13 protein-coding genes are annotated in these 16,439 nt (G+C 67.1%); 5 read left to right on the forward strand and 8 right to left on the reverse strand.

The features are described 5' to 3' along the window. Positions 1 to 72: 72 nt before the first annotated feature. Positions 73 to 1,038, reverse strand: a complete 966-nt coding sequence (locus OU995_RS08920; protein ID WP_267835169.1) for a YihY/virulence factor BrkB family protein — start codon at positions 1,036 to 1,038, stop codon at positions 73 to 75. A 264-nt stretch (positions 1,039 to 1,302) separates the two neighbouring features. On the opposite strand from OU995_RS08920, the gene OU995_RS08925 reads away from it, so the two are divergent. Continuing rightward, positions 1,303 to 2,721 carry a chloride channel protein gene (locus OU995_RS08925; protein ID WP_267835170.1) on the forward strand — a complete coding sequence of 473 codons (1,419 nt, stop codon included), beginning with the start codon at positions 1,303 to 1,305 and terminating at the stop codon, positions 2,719 to 2,721. Between the two features lie 59 nt (positions 2,722 to 2,780). Here OU995_RS08925 and OU995_RS08930 read toward each other — a convergent pair whose 3' ends face one another. Further along, positions 2,781 to 3,719 (reverse strand): LysR family transcriptional regulator, encoded by a 939-nt coding sequence (locus OU995_RS08930; protein ID WP_267835171.1) that lies wholly within the window; start codon positions 3,717 to 3,719, stop codon positions 2,781 to 2,783. 100 nt (positions 3,720 to 3,819) lie between these two features. Here OU995_RS08930 and OU995_RS08935 point away from each other — a divergent pair, with 100 nt between their 5' ends. The 4 genes from OU995_RS08935 (at position 3,820) to OU995_RS08950 (ending at position 10,056) form a co-directional block, all read left to right on the forward strand. Further along, positions 3,820 to 4,950, forward strand: coding sequence for an NAD-dependent epimerase/dehydratase family protein (locus tag OU995_RS08935; RefSeq protein ID WP_267835172.1), 1,131 nt, complete (start codon positions 3,820 to 3,822; stop codon positions 4,948 to 4,950). A 100-nt stretch (positions 4,951 to 5,050) separates the two neighbouring features. After that, entirely contained in the window at positions 5,051 to 6,391 is a 1,341-nt protein-coding gene (gene dbpA, locus OU995_RS08940; RefSeq protein WP_267836218.1) for an ATP-dependent RNA helicase DbpA, read from the forward strand. After that, entirely contained in the window at positions 6,388 to 7,824 is a 1,437-nt protein-coding gene (locus OU995_RS08945) for a DEAD/DEAH box helicase (RefSeq protein ID WP_267835173.1), read from the forward strand. The genes dbpA and OU995_RS08945 overlap by 4 nt, the downstream gene beginning before the upstream one ends. Before the next feature lie 114 nt (positions 7,825 to 7,938). Then, positions 7,939 to 10,056 (forward strand): ATP-binding protein, encoded by a 2,118-nt coding sequence (locus OU995_RS08950; RefSeq protein WP_267835174.1) that lies wholly within the window; start codon positions 7,939 to 7,941, stop codon positions 10,054 to 10,056. A gap of 19 nt (positions 10,057 to 10,075) precedes the next feature. Here the strand turns inward: OU995_RS08950 and OU995_RS08955 are convergent, their stop codons facing one another. The 6 genes from OU995_RS08955 to OU995_RS08980 form a co-directional block, all read right to left on the reverse strand. Further along, positions 10,076 to 10,213, reverse strand: coding sequence for a hypothetical protein (locus tag OU995_RS08955; protein WP_267835175.1), 138 nt, complete (start codon positions 10,211 to 10,213; stop codon positions 10,076 to 10,078). Positions 10,214 to 10,355: 142 nt separating this feature from the next. Next, on the reverse strand, positions 10,356 to 11,501 hold the full coding sequence (locus OU995_RS08960) for an AAA family ATPase (protein ID WP_267835176.1): 1,146 nt from the start codon (positions 11,499 to 11,501) through the stop codon (positions 10,356 to 10,358). A gap of 24 nt (positions 11,502 to 11,525) precedes the next feature. Then, positions 11,526 to 12,434, reverse strand: coding sequence for an RNA ligase family protein (locus tag OU995_RS08965; protein WP_267835177.1), 909 nt, complete (start codon positions 12,432 to 12,434; stop codon positions 11,526 to 11,528). 344 nt (positions 12,435 to 12,778) lie between these two features. Continuing rightward, positions 12,779 to 13,657: a ChbG/HpnK family deacetylase gene (locus OU995_RS08970; protein ID WP_267835178.1), complete on the reverse strand. Its 879-nt coding sequence runs from the start codon at positions 13,655 to 13,657 to the stop codon at positions 12,779 to 12,781. Further along, positions 13,654 to 15,201, reverse strand: coding sequence for an ArnT family glycosyltransferase (locus OU995_RS08975; RefSeq protein ID WP_267835179.1), 1,548 nt, complete (start codon positions 15,199 to 15,201; stop codon positions 13,654 to 13,656). The genes OU995_RS08970 and OU995_RS08975 overlap by 4 nt, the downstream gene beginning before the upstream one ends. Next, positions 15,201 to 16,229 carry a glycosyltransferase family 2 protein gene (locus OU995_RS08980; RefSeq protein ID WP_267836219.1) on the reverse strand — a complete coding sequence of 343 codons (1,029 nt, stop codon included), beginning with the start codon at positions 16,227 to 16,229 and terminating at the stop codon, positions 15,201 to 15,203. Before OU995_RS08980 ends, OU995_RS08975 begins: the two co-directional genes overlap by 1 nt. Between the last annotated feature and the right edge of the window lie 210 nt (positions 16,230 to 16,439).

A 16,439-nucleotide genomic window follows, 5' to 3' on the forward strand; every position in this document is an offset into this window, starting at 1 on the left:
CGCATGGCCAAGCAGGCCCGCGACGCGATCGATAACAACCGGGAGGGCTTTCACCACAAGCCGCTGGACCTTTCACCGGTGGGCAAAGAGACGTTTGACGAGACGGCAGAGGGCGGGACCGAGCCCACGCATGTGCCCTCCACCGGATCGGACCGGCGGCCGTGATGCCTGGGTCTGCCGCTCCTGCATCACCCCGTTGACCTCGGCCCCATAGATCAAGGTGGTGGCGCTGATGTAGAGAAACACCAGCGTGGCCACCACGCCCGCAAAGCTGCCGTAGAGCAGCGCGAGCTTTCCCGCACTGCGCAGCGTGTAGGAGAGCGTGGCCGCGGCCCCCACCCAAAGCGCCGCACCCACCACCGCACCCGGCAGCACGGTGCTGATGCGCTGACGAATGTCTGGCAGCCACCCATACAACAGGGCATACAAGCCCACCAGCACCGCAAACGCCGTACCGTAACGAACACTGTTGCGCAGCCAGAGAGTGTCACGGCCCATGCCGGTGCTCTCCTCCAGCACCTGCCACACATACGGCATCACGATGACGGAGCTGAAGGTGGCCAGAATGCCGCCCCCCACCACCACGGTGAACAGGGTCACCTTGAGCCGGGCGCGCCAGAAAGGCAGTCCTCGTTCGATGCCGTAGGAGCGGTTGAGTGCGGTGCGGACGGCCTGCATGCCGGACGAGGCGGTCCACAGCGTGACAAACAGTCCGATCGCCAGCAGGGCCTGACTGCGTTGCGCCAGCACCTGATTGATCACCGGTTGCATGGCGCTGCGCACCAGGGGCGGGGCGTAGTCCACCACCCGTGTGACCAGCGCCGCTGCATCGCCAGGGGCGCCGATGAAGGCCGCGCCTGCGGACAGCAGCAACAGCAACGGAAACATCGCCAGCACCGTTGAAAACGCCATGCTGCCCGCCTGATTCGCGCTCTGGTGCAGCACATAGTTCCGCACGGCCAGAAGCAGCACACCCAGCACCGGAGTACGGAATGCTGTGGCCGACAGATGACGCAGGACCGTGGCAGTGGACGACATATGGGGAACCCCGGAGTGGATCCGGCAGGAGCAACCCGCATGCCGACCCTGTTGAATGACCCAGAGCGCTTGACGACGGCCACCGCCCGCGTGCGGCAGGAGCCCGGCGCTGCGACGGACCGCGCGATACTTGGCGGCATGGATCCGACAGCGCCCACACCTTCCGCAGAGCCGCCTTCTCCGCCACCGACGTCTACGGCATCAAGTTCGGTCGCGTCGTCTACCTCCCCCTCGTCTGCTGCTGCATCGACTTCGCGGCCTGTCATGACGCCCCCTCTTGATACGGCCTCTCCCTCGTCCCGACATGCCGAGGCGGAGCCCGACATCCTCGCCTCGATGCGGGAAGACCTGACCGATTGGCGGCAGTGGATGGCTCGCGCCGTGGTGCTGCTGTACGCCGTGTTGGCCGGTCTGGCGGTGGTGTTGTTCACCTGGGTGAGTGATGGGGCCATTGATGGGTTCGATCATCTGCGCCGCTGGTCCCCGTGGGCCCCGCTGGTCTGGACGCCGTGCTGCACCGCCTTGCTGGTGTGGCTCACGCGACGATTCGCGCCTGGAGCCGCAGGGTCCGGCATTCCGCAGGTGATGGCCGCGCTGGCCCCGCAGGTGACACCGGAACACCGAGGCCTGTTTGTGTCCCTGCGCCTGAGTGCCGAGAAACTGCTGCTCGTCTCCGGCGGCTTGCTGGGCGGGCTGGCCATTGGCCGGGAGGGGCCGTCGGTGCAGATTGCCGCCGGTGTGATGCAACACGCTCAGCGATGGCTGCCCCAGCGTTCACCGCTGCATCACGACGGGCTGCTGGTGGCCGGTGGTGCCGCTGGCATCGCGGCCGCCTTCAATGCCCCCTTGGCGGGTGTGATGTTCGCCATCGAGGAAATGACGCGCAAGATCGAGCAGCGCACCAGTGGCCTGCTGATTGCGGCCATCGTCCTGGCGGGGCTGGTGGCGGTGTCGGTCTTCGGCAACGCCAGCTACTTCGGCCGCCTGCGCGTGGAGCCTCTGACCTGGGCGCATCTGTGGCCAGGCCTGCTCACGGCCGTGGCCTGTGGCTTGATGGGTGGGGTGTTTTCCCGCTTGCTGCAGCGCAGCCTGCTGGGCGGTCAGGACCGTTTCAGCCGCTGGCGCGCGCGTTATCCGGTGCGTTTTGCCTTTGCCTGCGGCCTGGTCATTGCCGTGATGGGCTGGGTGAGCCACGGTGCTACCGACGGCAGCGGCTACAGCTACACCCGTCGTCTCGTGGAGGGCGAGCTGGACCTGCCGGTGCTCTATGTCACCTTGCGCATCGTGGCCACCTGGCTGGCGGTGTGGTCCGGTGTGCCGGGGGGCATCTTTGCGCCGTCGCTGGCCATTGGTGCGGGCATCGGCAGCGACATCGCCCAGCTGGCGGGGCCGGATCAAGGCGCGGCGGTGATGATTGCCATCGGCATGACGGCCTTTCTCGCCGCCGTGACCCAGGCGCCCATCACCGCGTTCATCATCGTCATGGAAATGGTGGATGGCCACGCCATGGTGCTGAGCCTCATGGCAGCGGCCCTGCTGGCCAGCCTGATGTCGCGCTGGATCAGCGTGCCCATCTATCACCGGCTGGCGCAGGCGCAGTTGCGCAGGTTGCCGGATCAGCCGGCCCCAACTCCCGGTGCCGCCGCCACCTCAGCCAGCAGTTCGGCCACCAACGCCTCATAGGTGCGCAGCGGATGGCCGATGTTGGCTGGCCAGCCCGAAGGTGAAGGCATTTGTGGGCTTCATGGCGTCGCGCCCAAGGCCTCTAGAGCGCCACCTGTGGCCCCTTCGCCCGCATGCCGGGCCAGGCCTTCCACCAATGCCTCAAACACCACCCGGCAGCGTGGGCTGCTGCGCAGGTCTTCATGCATGGTGATCCAGGTGTCCAACGGGATGCTGATCTGGGTCTCCAACACGCGACGCAGGGCCGGGTCACGGCGGGCGAGTGTGACCTGGCACAGACCCAGGCCAGCCCCGGCGCGGATCAGGGCCAGTTGCGCCAGGTCGCTGTCCGCCCGCAGCGCAAAGCGTTCCCGTTCCAGCACCGGGAAGCGCCGCGCCAGTTCCCGGATGTAGGGCACCGACTGGTCATAACCGATGAGGGTGTGGCGGCCGTCCGCCAGGTCCTCCAGGGACTGTGGCGTTCCGACGGTCTCCAGATACCGTTCGTGGGCATGCAGGCCCACCTCGATGCAGCCCACCCGCCGCGCAATCAGCGCCTCCTGCCGGGGTTGTGTCATGCGGATGGCCACGTCCGCCTCCCGGCGCAGCAGATCCTGGACGCGGTTGCTGATGACCAGTTCCACCACCAGGGCCGGATGCTGAGCCCTCAACTGCGTCAGCAGTGGCGGCAGCACCTCCACCCCCACCATCTCGCTGGCCGTCACTCTCACCACACCCCGCACGCCGTCTCCATGGCTGCGGGCGGCCCGTTCCATGGCGGCGGCCGTGCTGTCCATGGCCTCGGCAAACGGGCGCAGGGCCTGCGCCGCTTCGGTGGGCGCCAGGCCGGCCGGCGTGCGAATGAACAGCGCATGCCCGGTCTGCGCTTCCAGGGCGGTGACATGCCGCCCCACGGTGGGCTGGGTCAAATCCAGCACCCGTGCGGCTTTTGAGAGCGATCCCTCCCGAAGGACGGCCAGGAAGGAGCGATACCACTCCCATGCAATGGTGGAGGTCATACGTAAATGTATAGCCGCCTGTCGAAGTTCGGTAATTTTCAATCAAGAGCTGGCTCCGCAGAATCCGTTGCATCCCACCCCGACATCCAGGAGCAGCGCCATGAACACCGCCTTCAGCACTTCTTACACCCCTTATTCCGCTGTCACGGGCTCTTCTGCCCCCGCCCGCACCGTGCTGGTCCTCGGCGCCACCGGCGGCATCGGCGGCGCCGTGGCCCGTTCACTGCGCGATGCCGGTTGGACGGTGAAGGCGCTGCGCCGCGGCCTGGAGGTTCCGCAAGTCGTGCGGGACGGTATGCAGTGGCTGAACGGCGATGCCATGCAGCGGGACGATGTGATGGCCGCCGCGCAGGGATGCTCGGTGATCGTGCATGCGGTGAATCCCCCCGGGTACCGCCGCTGGAGCGAGCTGGTGCTGCCCATGCTGGACAACACCCTGGCCGCCGCGACCGAACAGCGGGCCACGGTGGTGCTGCCCGGCACCGTCTACAACTTCGGCCCGGACAGCCTGCCGCGTCCGCATGAGTTGTCGCCGCAACAGCCCGTCACCCGCAAAGGCGCCATCCGTGTGGAGATGGAGCGTCGCCTGCGCCAGGGAGTGGGGCAGGGCGCCTTCCGCGTCATTGTGTTGCGGGCCGGGGACTTTTTCGGTCCTGGCGCTGCCAACAACTGGTTCTCCCAGGGGCTGGTGACCGCCGGGCAGCCGGTGCGCAAGGTCCAGCAACCCGGGCGCAGCGGGGTGGGCCATCAATGGGCCTACCTGCCCGACGTGGCGGAGACGATGAAGCGGCTGATCGAGCGCCGCCAGGAGTGGCCGGCTTTTGCGCCTTTCCACTTCGAAGGCCACTGGGATGCGGATGGCCGGCAGATGGTGGACGCCATCCGCCGCGTGGTGCTGCGCCGCACGGGCGAGACGCCACGCATCGTGGCGTTTCCCTGGTGGGCGGTCACGCTGGGCTCGCCCCTGGTGCCGCTGTTCCGCGAACTGGCCGAGATGCGCTACCTGTGGCGCGTGCCGCTGCACATGAACAGCCACAGGCTCACCCAGGCCCTGGGCGCGCAAGGGGTGCCTCACACCGACTGGGACCTCGCGGTGGAGCGCACCTTGGTGGGCATCGGCTGTCTCCCCTCCGCTGCCGATGGCGCCCCTGCCGCAAATATCACCGCGAACGGCATGTCGCCGCCGGCCACGGCCCGGAAAGCCGCGACAATTGCGCATGACCCGCATTGAATCCTCCGGCCCTGTGGCGCCGGCACCGTCGTCCGCCGCAGCCTCCGCCCCTGCGGCGGACGACGCCTCCTCGTTTGCCCGACTGCCTCTGCCGCCTGCCATGCAGGCCACTCTGCAGCAGCTCGGGTATCTGACGATGACCCCCATCCAGGCGGCCAGCCTGCCCCTCTCGCTGGCCGGCCGTGACCTGATTGCCCAGGCCAAGACCGGCAGCGGCAAGACAGCCGCCTTCACCCTGCCGCTGCTCGCCAATCTGAATCCGCGTCGTTTTGCCGTGCAGGCGCTGGTGCTGTGCCCCACGCGTGAGCTGGCCGATCAGGTCACACAGGAGATTCGTCGCCTGGCGCGCGCCGAAGACAACATCAAGACACTCACCTTGTGCGGGGGCACTCCCATCCGCAATCAGCTCGCCAGCCTTTCCCATGGCGCCCACATCGTGGTGGGCACACCGGGCCGCATCCTGGACCACCTGTCGCGCGACACCTTGTCGCTGGAGGCGCTGAACACCTTGGTGCTGGACGAAGCCGACCGCATGCTGGACATGGGCTTCGCCGAAGATATCGCCCAGGTGGTGCAGGCCTGCCCCAAGGCGCGCCAGACCCTGCTGTTTTCTGCCACGTATCCGGACGGTGTGGCCTCACTGGCGGCGCGCTTCATGCGCGAGCCGCAGGAGGTCAAGCTCACTGAGCGGCATGCCGCCAGCAAGATTCGTCAACGCTTCTACGAGGTGGAGGAGGCGCAACGCCTGCATGCGGTGGGCTTGCTGCTGAATCACTTCCGTCCGTCCAGCACGCTGGCCTTCTGCAACACCAAGCAGCAGTGCCGGGATCTGGTGTCGGTGCTGCAGGCGCAAGGCATGGCCGCGCTGGAACTGCATGGCGACCTGGACCAGCGCGAGCGAGACCAGGTGCTGGTGCAATTTGCCCATCGCAGTTGCAGCGTGCTGGTGGCCACCGACGTTGCGGCTCGTGGCCTGGACATTGCGCAACTGGAAGCCGTGATCAACGTCGACATCACGCCCGACCCCGAAGTGCATGTGCATCGTGTGGGACGAACGGGGCGTGCGGATGAAGACGGTTGGGCCTTCAGCCTGGCCAGCATGGACGAGATGGGCCGCGTCGGCCGCATTGAGCAATTGCAGGGCACACCCAGCGTGTGGCATCCGCTGTCGGAGCTGACCGACCAGGGCGGTGGCCTGCCGCTGCAACCACCGATGGTGACGCTGCAGATCCTGGGGGGACGCAAGGAAAAGATCCGTCCGGGGGATGTGCTGGGTGCGCTGACCAAGGATCTGGGCCTGGAGGGCCACCTGATCGGCAAGATCAATGTGAATGAGTTTTCCACCTACGTGGCGGTGGACCGCAGCGTGGCGGACCAGGCCCTGCGCGGCCTGAATGCCGGCAAGGTGAAGGGACGTTCGGTGAAGGTGCGTCGTCTGTGAGCACCTTTGCTTCCCTGGGCCTGTCGCCCCGATTGCAGCAAGCTGCGCAAGAGCTCGGCTTTGACGAGCCCACCCCCATTCAAGCCGCAGCGCTGGGGCCGGCACTGGCCGGGCAGGACCTGCAGGCGAGCGCCGAAACCGGGTCCGGCAAGACGGCCGCCTATGCCTTCCCCTTGATGCAGCAGATCGATGCGGGGCCCCGTCCGGCCCTGCGTCGCACACGCGCGCTGGTGCTGGTGCCCACGCGGGAGCTGGCGGTGCAGGTGGGCGAATTGCTGCGCCAGCTGTCGCCCTACCTGGCCGAACCCGTGAAGGTGGCGGTGCTGTTCGGCGGCGTGTCGATCAACCCGCAGTTGATGGCGCTGCGCGGCGGCGCCGAGGTGGTGGTGGCCACGCCAGGCCGCCTGCTTGATGTGGTGGACCACAACGGCCTGAAACTCTCCGAGCTGAGCACCCTGGTGCTGGATGAGGCCGACCGCTTGCTGGATGGTGCATTCGCGGACGAAGTGCAGCGGGTGTTGTCGCTGCTGCCGGGTCGCCGCCAGACGCTGCTGTTCTCGGCCACCTTTGCCGAGACGGTTCAGCAGTGGGCCGATCAACTGCTGCGTCAGCCGGTCCGCATCGAGATTGCCCAGGCCCCGGTGGCCGAGGCCCGGATCGAGGAGCGCGCGATTCAGGTCGATGAGGCGCGCCGGACGCCGCTGCTGCGTCATCTGATCGAACAGGGCCAATGGTCACGCGTGCTGGTGTTTGTCGCCACCCGATATGCCTGCGACCATGTGGCGGACAAACTGCGCCGGGCCGGCATCGAAGCCGCCGCCTTCCATGGCGACGCCAGCCAGGGCGCACGGATGCGGACCTTGTCCGAGTTCAAGTCCGGCCGGCTCAAGGTGCTGGTGGCCACCGATCTGGGCGGGCGTGGCATCGACATCGCCCGGCTGCCGGTGGTGGTCAATTACGACCTTCCTCGCTCGGCGGTGGACTACGTGCACCGCATCGGCCGGACCGGCCGCGCGGGCGAAACCGGCTTGGCGGTCAGTTTCCTCGGCGAAAGTGCGGAATCGCACTTCCGCCTGATCGAAAAGCGGCAAGGGCGCCGGGTGCCGCGGGAGCAGGTGCAGGGCTTTGAGCCGACACAGGCCCCGGTTGCGGTGGTGGCGGACCCCCACGGCGGTGTCAAAGGGCGACGCCCCAGCAAGAAGGACAAGCTGAGAGCCGCTGCGGCGGGCCATACGGCGGCCCCTATGGCGGCGCATTCGGTGGCCCATTCGGTGGCCCATCCGGCGGGCCATCCGGCGGCCACGGCCGCGACGAGTGCCGCGATGGATGCCGCTACAACTGCTTCCACCCCTGCCGTGACCACTGCGGCCATCACAGCCACGGCCACGGCAGCAAGAGCGACGAACAAAAAGGCCGATCCGGGCGCCCAGTGAACACGGGGCGGCTCGCGGCACCGAGCCTAGAGACTCTTCCCGTGGCGGGCTTCACGATCGGGCTGCGATACTGCATCGCAGCCCCTCCTTACCGTCCACTGCCCGCCCACCCCAATGACCGACGACGCACGCCTATCGCCCGCGCTGCCCCAGGCGCCGTCGTTTCCCGCAGGCAGCCCGCTGGCCCATGCGCTCCTGCGCCAGACGGACTGGGCGTCCACGCCGCTGGGCCCCCCGGGCCAATGGCCCCAGCCGCTCACCAGCGCCGTCGCGATGGTGATGGACTCGGTCCTGCCCATGTGGCTCGCCTGGGGGCCTGAGCTGACGATGGTCTACAACGAGGCCTATGTCGAGATGCTGGGGGGCAAGCATCCTGCTGCCATGGGGGCCCCGCTGGAGAAGGTCTGGTCCGAGGTGTGGCCGGAGGTGAGCGACCTGATCACAAGCGCCTTGAATGGGCGTGCGGTGTACTGCGAAGACCTCCCGCTGATGGCCAACCGCAAGGGGCAGGAGGAGCCGGCCTGGTTCACTTTCTCCTACACCCCGCTGCGCGACGAAGCGGGTGAGATCCAGGGCCTGATCTGCACCGTATGGGAGACCACCCAGAAGGTGCTTCAACTGCGGCGCCTGGACGACAGCGAGCGACAGTTCCAGACGCTGTTTGAGCGCATCGACGAAGGTTTCTGTGTCATCGAGTTCATCGATGGCCCCCACGGCCCGCTGAGCGACTATGTCCATGTGCTGGCCAATCCCGCTTATGCCGCCAATGCCGGTATTCCCAATGTGGTCGGCCAGAAGGTACGGGACATGGTGCCGGCCGAGGCCGAAGGCTGGGTGGAGATCTATCGCAATGTGCTGCTCACCGGCGTGCCGGTGCGGTTTGAACGTGAGCTGGAGCGCACCGGTCGTTATCTGGAACTGGCGGCCTTCAGGGTGGAACCGGTGGAGCGCAAGCAGGTGGCGGTGCTGTTCCAGGACGTGACCCAGCGCCACCGGTCCGAGCGGGCACTGCGCGAGTTGAACGACACGCTCGAGCGCCGCGTGCAGGAAGAACTGGAACATCGCATGCGGACCGAAGAGGCGCTGCGCCAGTCCCAGAAGATGGAAGCGGTCGGCCAATTGACCGGCGGCATTGCCCATGACTTCAACAACATGCTGGCCGTGGTGGTCAGCTCGCTGGACCTGCTGGCGCGCAAATACCTGAAGGACGACGCGCTGGCCATGCGCTATGTCGATTCCGCCCGCAACGCCACGCGGCGTGCGGCGCAGCTGACCCAGCGCCTGCTGGCGTTCTCGCGCCAGCAACCGCTACGGCCCGAGGCGCTGAATGCCAACCGGCTGGTGGCGGGCATGTCCGACCTGCTGCGCCATTCGATGGGCGGCGCCATCGAGCTGGAAACGGTCCTGGGTGGTGGGCTGTGGCGCACCCATGCCGACCCCAACCAGTTGGAAAACGCGATTCTCAACCTCTCGGTCAATGCGCGCGATGCAATGCCCGACGGTGGCCGTCTGACCATTGAAACGGCCAATGCCCATCTGGACGAACGGTATGCCTCGGAGCAGGTCGGCGTCTCCCCCGGTCAATACGTGATGGTGGCGGTGAGCGACACCGGCAGTGGCATGACCCAGGAAGTGATGAGCCGCGCCTTTGATCCTTTCTTCACCACCAAGGAGGTCGGGCGCGGCACGGGTCTGGGGCTGAGCCAGGTTTATGGTTTCGTCAAGCAGTCCGGGGGCCATGTGCGGATCTATTCCGAGCTGGCGCAAGGGACCACGGTGAAGATCTACCTGCCACGGCTGTTGAATGCGCCGGAGGACGACCCGGTGCCCACCGCCTCCATGCCGATGCCGCTGAGCGACGGCCAGGAAACGATTCTGGTGGTGGAGGATGAAGAGTCGGTGCGCCGCTCGTCGGTGGAGGCCTTGAGCGAACTGGGTTACCGCGTGCTGGAAGCCAATGGAGGCGAGTTGGCGCTGAAGCTGATTGATGCCCACCCGGACATCGCGCTGGTGTTTGCCGACGTGGTGATGCCGGGCATGAACGGCCGCAAGCTGGCGGATGAGGTGCGCAAGCGCCGACCGGCGCTGAAGGTGCTGTTCACGACGGGCTATACCCGCAACGCCGTGGTGCACAACGGCGTGCTGGACGCCGGTGTGGAACTGCTGGGCAAGCCCTTCACCCTGGACGAACTCGCGGCCCGCGTGCGGGCCGTGCTGGACAAGCCGGAATGACGGATCGGGCCGTCTAGGTTCAGTTGGACTCCTTGAGGCCCTGGGCCTGGTCGGCAGGGCCGGGGGCAGTCTTGCGCTGCGCCTTCTCCTGCTTTTTCTTCTGCTTGGCGAGCTCGCGCTGGCGTTTCTCGTACTGATAGTTGGGTTTGGTGGCCATCGCGGTGTCCTCCGTGAGTGTGGGGTGTGCGTGGGGTGCCACTGCTGACCCATAGTAGCCTACGACGCGGCTCCCACCTAGGGCGCGCCGCAAAACAGCAGCACCTTGCACAGGTGAAACGAGCGGGCGAGAGCCGTATCGGTCAAACTCCCACGAGATCGTGCAGCTGATGCGCCTCCGTGGGGGCAGGCACTTCCCATTTGCGCAGCATCCCCAGCAGCGTCTTGTTTGAGAGCGACGTGTCTCGACGATGGTTGCGGCTCAGCAGTTCCTCGCGGGGGCGCTCCAGGTAAACAATCTCCACTTCCGCCTGATAGGCATACAGCAGGTCCAGCGTCCGGTCGCGCATGGACTGGCTCAGGTGGGTGGCGTTCCAGACAAAGGGCGTGTGGGCCCGCAGCAAGGCTTTGGCCTTGTCCACCGCGGCATGGGCCACCATGCCCTCGTTCTGGCCATGGCGCAGGCCCAGTTCGGCCCGTGCATCATCAAAGGACACCACTGGCCAGCCGCGACGGTGCGCGGCCACCCAGGTGTCCTTGCCAGAGGCGGGCAGACCACACATCACCGTGACCTTCGCCCCCGGCTCCTGGAAGAGTGGGTAGTCCGGATGCACATCGGCGCCACGGAAATAGCTGACGCGGGTGTGTGCATCGGCAAATGCCCGGGGCTGACCATAGCAGCCATCCTCCCGCGCAAGTTCCCGGAACAACTCGATGTTGTCCAGCACCCGGGCCTGGTCCTCGCAGAGGCGGCCGCGCATGTCGGCCTCCGCCAGAGCGGCCAGCAAGGGAATGCTCAAGGCGCACGAGAGCCGCCGCACCACCCACTCCGGCGGACGTCCGCTGCGCAGGTCGGCCATCACGAAGAAGGGCAACTGGTGCGCCGCGATCATTCGGCACACGGCCTCCCGCTGGTCAAACGGCATGCCGCTCTCCCACAACAGGCCGCGTGCATCCACCGCACCCATGCGGGAATGGCCGGGCTGGCCGATGGCGCCCGTCACCGGGTCGATCACCGTGGTGGCGTGTTTGGAGACGTCGTGCAGCAAAGCGGCGAAAAAAAGTGTCTGCCTGTCCGTGAGCGAGGCGGTCTGGTAATCCGGCAGCGTCAGCAGGGCCTCCACCACCATCCGGGTATGGGTCCACACATCGCCTTCACCGTGATGGCGAGGGTCCTGCGGGGTGGTTTGTGCCAGCTTCAGCACCGGGAAGGCATCGAGGCAGGCCAGGTAGTCGGGCGATTGCCCGGCGGCGGGCACCAGGGCCTGCAGTTGTTTCCATGTCCACATGGGGTTCTCCTTGAAGCCCACCGCTCAGCTGCGATGGGCCTTGTTGGGGGGAAGACCCCGAACGGCTGACTTCAGCGCCTCCAGCGAGGTCAGCGTGACCAGACCGAGGTCGCGCCAGTTCAGCGTCGGCACTTCATGAAAGACATCGACACCGGCGGCCAGCTGATTCGGCAACAGGGGCCGCTGGGTGTGATGGTCTCCCGCCTCCAGGATCGTCTGGGTGAAAGACGGCCTCACCAGCTTGTAGCGGGCCCGCACCTGATGGGCGTCTTCCACCTTCAGATAAAGGCCCTCGGATTGATCCGCCTTGTCGGTCTGCTGCCAGGCCAGCGGCAGTGCCAGGCCTTCGCGCCGCACCGCGTCTTCAAAGGCAGGACGCCACTGTGCAGACTTCGCCAGCGACGGACGCACCAGCGACCACAGCCACTGCGGCTGCGTTGGCATCGGCCCCTCATACAACACCGGCACCGACAGGATCGGCGACCCGGCCAGCAGCGCATGCCGACGAGGCGTGGAGAGGAACACCCCCTCATGGCGGTCGTACACATCGAACTCATGCAACCAATGCGGCAGCCGGTCATACCAGATGCTGTGCTTGGCATAGAGCCATTCCCCATACATCACATAGCGGTCTTCCAGCCGTTCCAGCAGCCGCGCCTCATGGGCGGCTGCAAACACCTTGAAGAGATTGAACTGGCGTTCGCCCAACCCACCGGACAGATAGTGCCCGCGAGATTGCAGCAGCAGATCGCCGCCTTCTGAAAAGGAGAGACCGGCATTGGCGCCATCGAGTTTTTCCTCGATGACGACATGGCAGTCGGCCAGCGCGGCCAGCGGCGTCTGGTCGTGGGCCGAGTCATCGGCTTGCAGGCGACTGCCCGCGAGGTGCGCGGTGCGGGGATACCGCAACAGCGGCAAGGAGTGCAGATTCATCGTCGTTGCATGCCGCATTCTTGGCGCAGGCATGCCCATTCCGGAGAAAGGAACCGACGAACGTGAAACGGCGCGGACAGGTCACCACCGCAGGTGATGCACACCAGCGGTGAAGTCGCGGGAGAGGGAAGCGGGAGATTCGGGCTCCGTCGGCTTCATGGCAAGCGTCCGGAGAGCAGGAACCCGTGCCGCAGCCTTCATGGGCGCAGACGGCGCCGACACGATGGCTGCCAGAGAGGGCAGTCGTCGGCTGTTAGCGAGTGACGGACATGCGGGGCACGGTGGGCTCCAGATGAGACAGAGGTTGGAAAGGCCGCGATTCTTTCACTGCGCGGCGGGCGCCGTCAATGCCCCAGAAGCAAGGCCGGCGCTGTGTCCCACAAGGGTGGGGGCCGTTTCAGGGTCCGGCTCATGGGCGCCAGTTGCAACGTGTGGTGGGAGAGCCAGGCGTCCAACTCACCGGCCGACCAGACCAGGAATTCCTGGCAACGGGCTGCAGCAATGGCATCGCCGGGCACCAGGGCGGTGGCGGGATGGCACATCAGCAGATCACCGTCCCGGGCGGCGGCGAGCCAGCCTTGCAGATGCCTTTGGTAATCGGTGGTATTGCCCCGGAAGTCGTAGACGCCCAGCAGCCGTCGGTTGAACGCAAAGTCCAGGGCCGCCGCGTCGCGCTCCAGCCCGCGTCGGCCCAGGGTGTTGATGACCCAGGGCTTGAACCCCCGGCCCCCATGGCGGGTGGACCGCAACCAGGGGTGGTGGGCCGGATAACGGTCTGCCAGCACCGTGAGCAAGGCATCCCGCACACCAGGGAACTGATGCACATGCTGGTGGCCGTCCACAAAGGCCGGCATGCGGCCCAGGGTCTGTTCGAAGGCGTCGAGTTGCGCATGCACCTCACGATGCAGTGCCGGGACCCGACGGGGCCCGTGCAGCAGCCACCATCCCAGGCCCTTCGCCGGCACGGTCAGCGGATATTCGGTGAGGTCCAGGTGCAGCCCCACGTCGATGTCGGTGGCGTCCAGTCGGCTCAGGTCCGTGGCGCCCGCCTGCCAGGCCGGTGCGCCCACCATGGCGCTGGTGGCATGCAGGCGGCCTTGGGCCGCCAGTCGCAGCACGGCTTCGTTCACCGCCGGATGCAGGCCGAAATCGTCGGCACAGACACACAGGCGAGGCAGGACCCGTGTCACCAGCGCTTCGATCATGGTGGCGGCGGCGTTCATCCTGCGATGGGGCAGTGGAGCTGCGCCGGGGTGATGCGCCACAGGGACAGGCCGCGCCGGGTGGACACCGGCACGATGGGGGCCAGCCAGGGATGGGCCGGCACATCGCGGGTGGAGGCCACCACCCAGGACACCGGCGCCTTGCACAGGGCTTGTGTCACGGCGGCTTCGTCAATCAGATGCGGGGTGCGGCCACCCGCCGCAAAGTACCGGGTCTCGGCCAGTTCCTTGCGCCAGTTGTCTCGGTCCATGAGGTCGGATCGGTTCCAGTCGCTCTGCACCCAGACCGGCGATTCCAGGCCTGCATAAAGCGGCAGGTCGTAGTCGAACCGGTTGAGCATGTACACCGGTTCGCCGCTGTGGCGCAGCTGGCGCAGCTCCAGCGCCAGCGCGCGCGTGCTGCGCAGGGGCGATACGGTGAGGGTCACCACGGCCGCCACACTCACACCGGCCGACAGCAACAGGCTCGCCCAGGCCCACATCCGCATGCGACGCGGCGCCGGTTGCAGCCGGTGCCAGGCCAGTGCCACCAGCGCCGCCAACGGTGGCACGGCGGGCAGGATGTAGCCCACCAGCTTCGACTGCGGCAGCGAGAAGAACACCACCACCACCACCAGCCACACCACCATCAGTGCCGTGATGCCGTCCGGGTCGCTGCCTTCGCCCTGGCGGGTACCGAGATGGCCCAGGACCAGCCACGGAAGGGCCGGCAGAGAGGCCACCAGCAGCACCGCCGGGAAGAACCAGAACGGCATGGCATTGTTGAAGCCGCCGCCGGAGAAGCGTTCGAAGTGCTGCACCACAAAAAAGAAGTGCAGGAACTCCGGGAAGCGCATCTGCATGACGAGGTACCAGGGGGCGGCGACCGCAGCCATCAGCAGCAGGCCCGGGGGCCAGAACAGGATGGGCAGATCACGCCAACGACGCCGCCAGCCCAGCCAGATCACCACGATCAAGCCCGGCAGCACCAAGCCGATCAGCCCTTTGGCCAGCATGCCCACCCCGGCCATGCCATGGGCGGCCAGCAACAGGCCCCGCCAGGGCTGGCCCTGTGCGCGGCGCAGCAGCGCATCGGCCGCCAGGCAGACCGTGGCGGTGACACAGCCCGCCACCAGCATGTCCAGATTGGCGTACTGGCTCCCGAGAAAGGTCAGCGGCATGACCAGCAGCACCAGCCAGGCGACCTTCGCCACGCCCGGCGCCGCCCAGTGGCGCAGCAGCATCCACAACGACATCGCCGCCAGCCAACCGCCAGACAGTGCTGCGGCGCGGGCGGCCAGCGCGGTCGGACCCAGCAGGCGCATCGCCGCTTCGGTGATCCAGTAGAAGAGCGGGGGCTTGTGGAAGAAGGGCTCGCCGTTGAGCGTGGGCACCAGCCAGTGACCGCTGCGCAGCGCTTCCCAGGCCACACCGGCATAGCGGCCCTCGTCGGGCAGCTCCAGCGGCCGCAGCCCGGCGCTCCAGGCCAGCCAGATCCCGGCCAACAGGGCCACCCGGACCCATTCCCGGCGGGTGAGCGCCGGCATGTTGATCGCTGCGCGCATCAATGCCCCTGTGCCGCGACGGCGGGCTGCACCTGCGACGAACCGACGGTGGCCGAGAGCCCGTGCCCCCACTGGTCCTTCACCAGGTAAAGCGGACGGCCCTTCACTTCTTCAAAGATGCGCCCCACGTATTCACCGACGATGCCCAGTGACACCAGTTGCAGCCCGCAGAACAGCATCAGGCTGACCACGATGGTGGTCCAGCCGCTGACCTTGTGACCGTACAGCAGGTACATGGCCGTCAGGTAGGCCCCATACAGCAGGGCGGGCAGGGCCAGCAGCATCCCGCAGGCGCTGACCGCGCGCAGGGGCCAGTTGGTGAACGCAGTGAGCCCATCGAGCGCGAGCTGTGCCAGGCGCAACGGACGGAACTTGCTCTGCCCATGGGCGCGAGCGGCCGGTTGATAGGGGAGCGCCAGGGTGTTGAAACCGACCCAGGCATACAGGCCCTTCATGAAGCGATTGCGCTCCGGCAGGGCCAACAGCGCATCCACCACGCGGCGGTCCATCAAGCGGAAGTCGCCGGCATCGGCGGGCACTTCAAAACGAGCGCCGCGGTTGAGCAGGCCGTAGAACAGCCGGCTGCCCCAGCGTTTGAAGCCCGGTTCGTCCTGGCGGGACGTGCGGACCGCATAGACCATGTCGGCCCCATGGCGCCATGCATCCAGGAATTGGGGAATCAGGGCGGGGTCGTGCTGCAGATCCGCGTCCATCATCATCACCACATCGCCGCGGGCCTGGACCAGCCCGGCGCTGAGCGCGGCCTCCTTGCCGAAATTGCGGGACAGCTGCAACACCTTCAGCCCGCTCAGGCGCGGCAGCGCGGCCAGCTGGCGCAAGACGGCGGCGCTGTCGTCGCGGCTGCCGTCGTCCACCACCAGGATCTCCCAGGCGCTCGCCTGCATGCGCAGCACGTCGCTCAGACGCGGCAGCAGCTCACGCAGGCTCTCCGCTTCATTGAAGCTGGGCACGATGCAGGAGACGGTCGGCAGGCACTCGCGCCCCGGCGCGTGCATCACCGGGGCCATTGCAGCCGCCCCTGCAACCGAAGACAGGAAGGAGCCGCTGAGCGCATCGGACGGACGGAAGTGGCCCGGGGGCAGAAAGGTGTCCATGCCGCGATGGTGGCCACCGAAGCTGAAACGGCACTGAAGAAAGCTGTCGCGGAGCTGTCACGTGGCTTGCAGGGCCCTGCGGTGCCCGAGCGAGGGAAGGGCGCGCTGCAGAGGGATGAAGCA

Origin of the sequence: Roseateles sp. SL47 (genome assembly GCF_026625885.1) — a bacterium.
Taxonomy (GTDB): domain Bacteria; phylum Pseudomonadota; class Gammaproteobacteria; order Burkholderiales; family Burkholderiaceae_C; genus Roseateles.

Bases quoted from the DNA above. Each gene is read 5' to 3' on its own strand.
- OU995_RS08920 (WP_267835169.1), bottom strand. From the start codon at position 1,038: ATGTCGTCCACTGCCACGGTCCTGCGTCATCTGTCGGCCACAGCATTC.
- OU995_RS08925 (WP_267835170.1), top strand. From the start codon at position 1,303: ATGACGCCCCCTCTTGATACGGCCTCTCCCTCGTCCCGACATGCCGAG.
- OU995_RS08930 (WP_267835171.1), bottom strand. From the start codon at position 3,719: ATGACCTCCACCATTGCATGGGAGTGGTATCGCTCCTTCCTGGCCGTC.
- OU995_RS08935 (WP_267835172.1), top strand. From the start codon at position 3,820: ATGAACACCGCCTTCAGCACTTCTTACACCCCTTATTCCGCTGTCACG.
- dbpA (WP_267836218.1), top strand. From the start codon at position 5,051: ATGCAGGCCACTCTGCAGCAGCTCGGGTATCTGACGATGACCCCCATC.
- OU995_RS08950 (WP_267835174.1), top strand. From the start codon at position 7,939: ATGACCGACGACGCACGCCTATCGCCCGCGCTGCCCCAGGCGCCGTCG.
- OU995_RS08955 (WP_267835175.1), bottom strand. From the start codon at position 10,213: ATGGCCACCAAACCCAACTATCAGTACGAGAAACGCCAGCGCGAGCTC.
- OU995_RS08960 (WP_267835176.1), bottom strand. From the start codon at position 11,501: ATGTGGACATGGAAACAACTGCAGGCCCTGGTGCCCGCCGCCGGGCAA.
- OU995_RS08965 (WP_267835177.1), bottom strand. From the start codon at position 12,434: ATGAATCTGCACTCCTTGCCGCTGTTGCGGTATCCCCGCACCGCGCAC.
- OU995_RS08970 (WP_267835178.1), bottom strand. From the start codon at position 13,657: ATGAACGCCGCCGCCACCATGATCGAAGCGCTGGTGACACGGGTCCTG.
- OU995_RS08975 (WP_267835179.1), bottom strand. From the start codon at position 15,201: ATGCGCGCAGCGATCAACATGCCGGCGCTCACCCGCCGGGAATGGGTC.
- OU995_RS08980 (WP_267836219.1), bottom strand. From the start codon at position 16,229: ATGGCCCCGGTGATGCACGCGCCGGGGCGCGAGTGCCTGCCGACCGTC.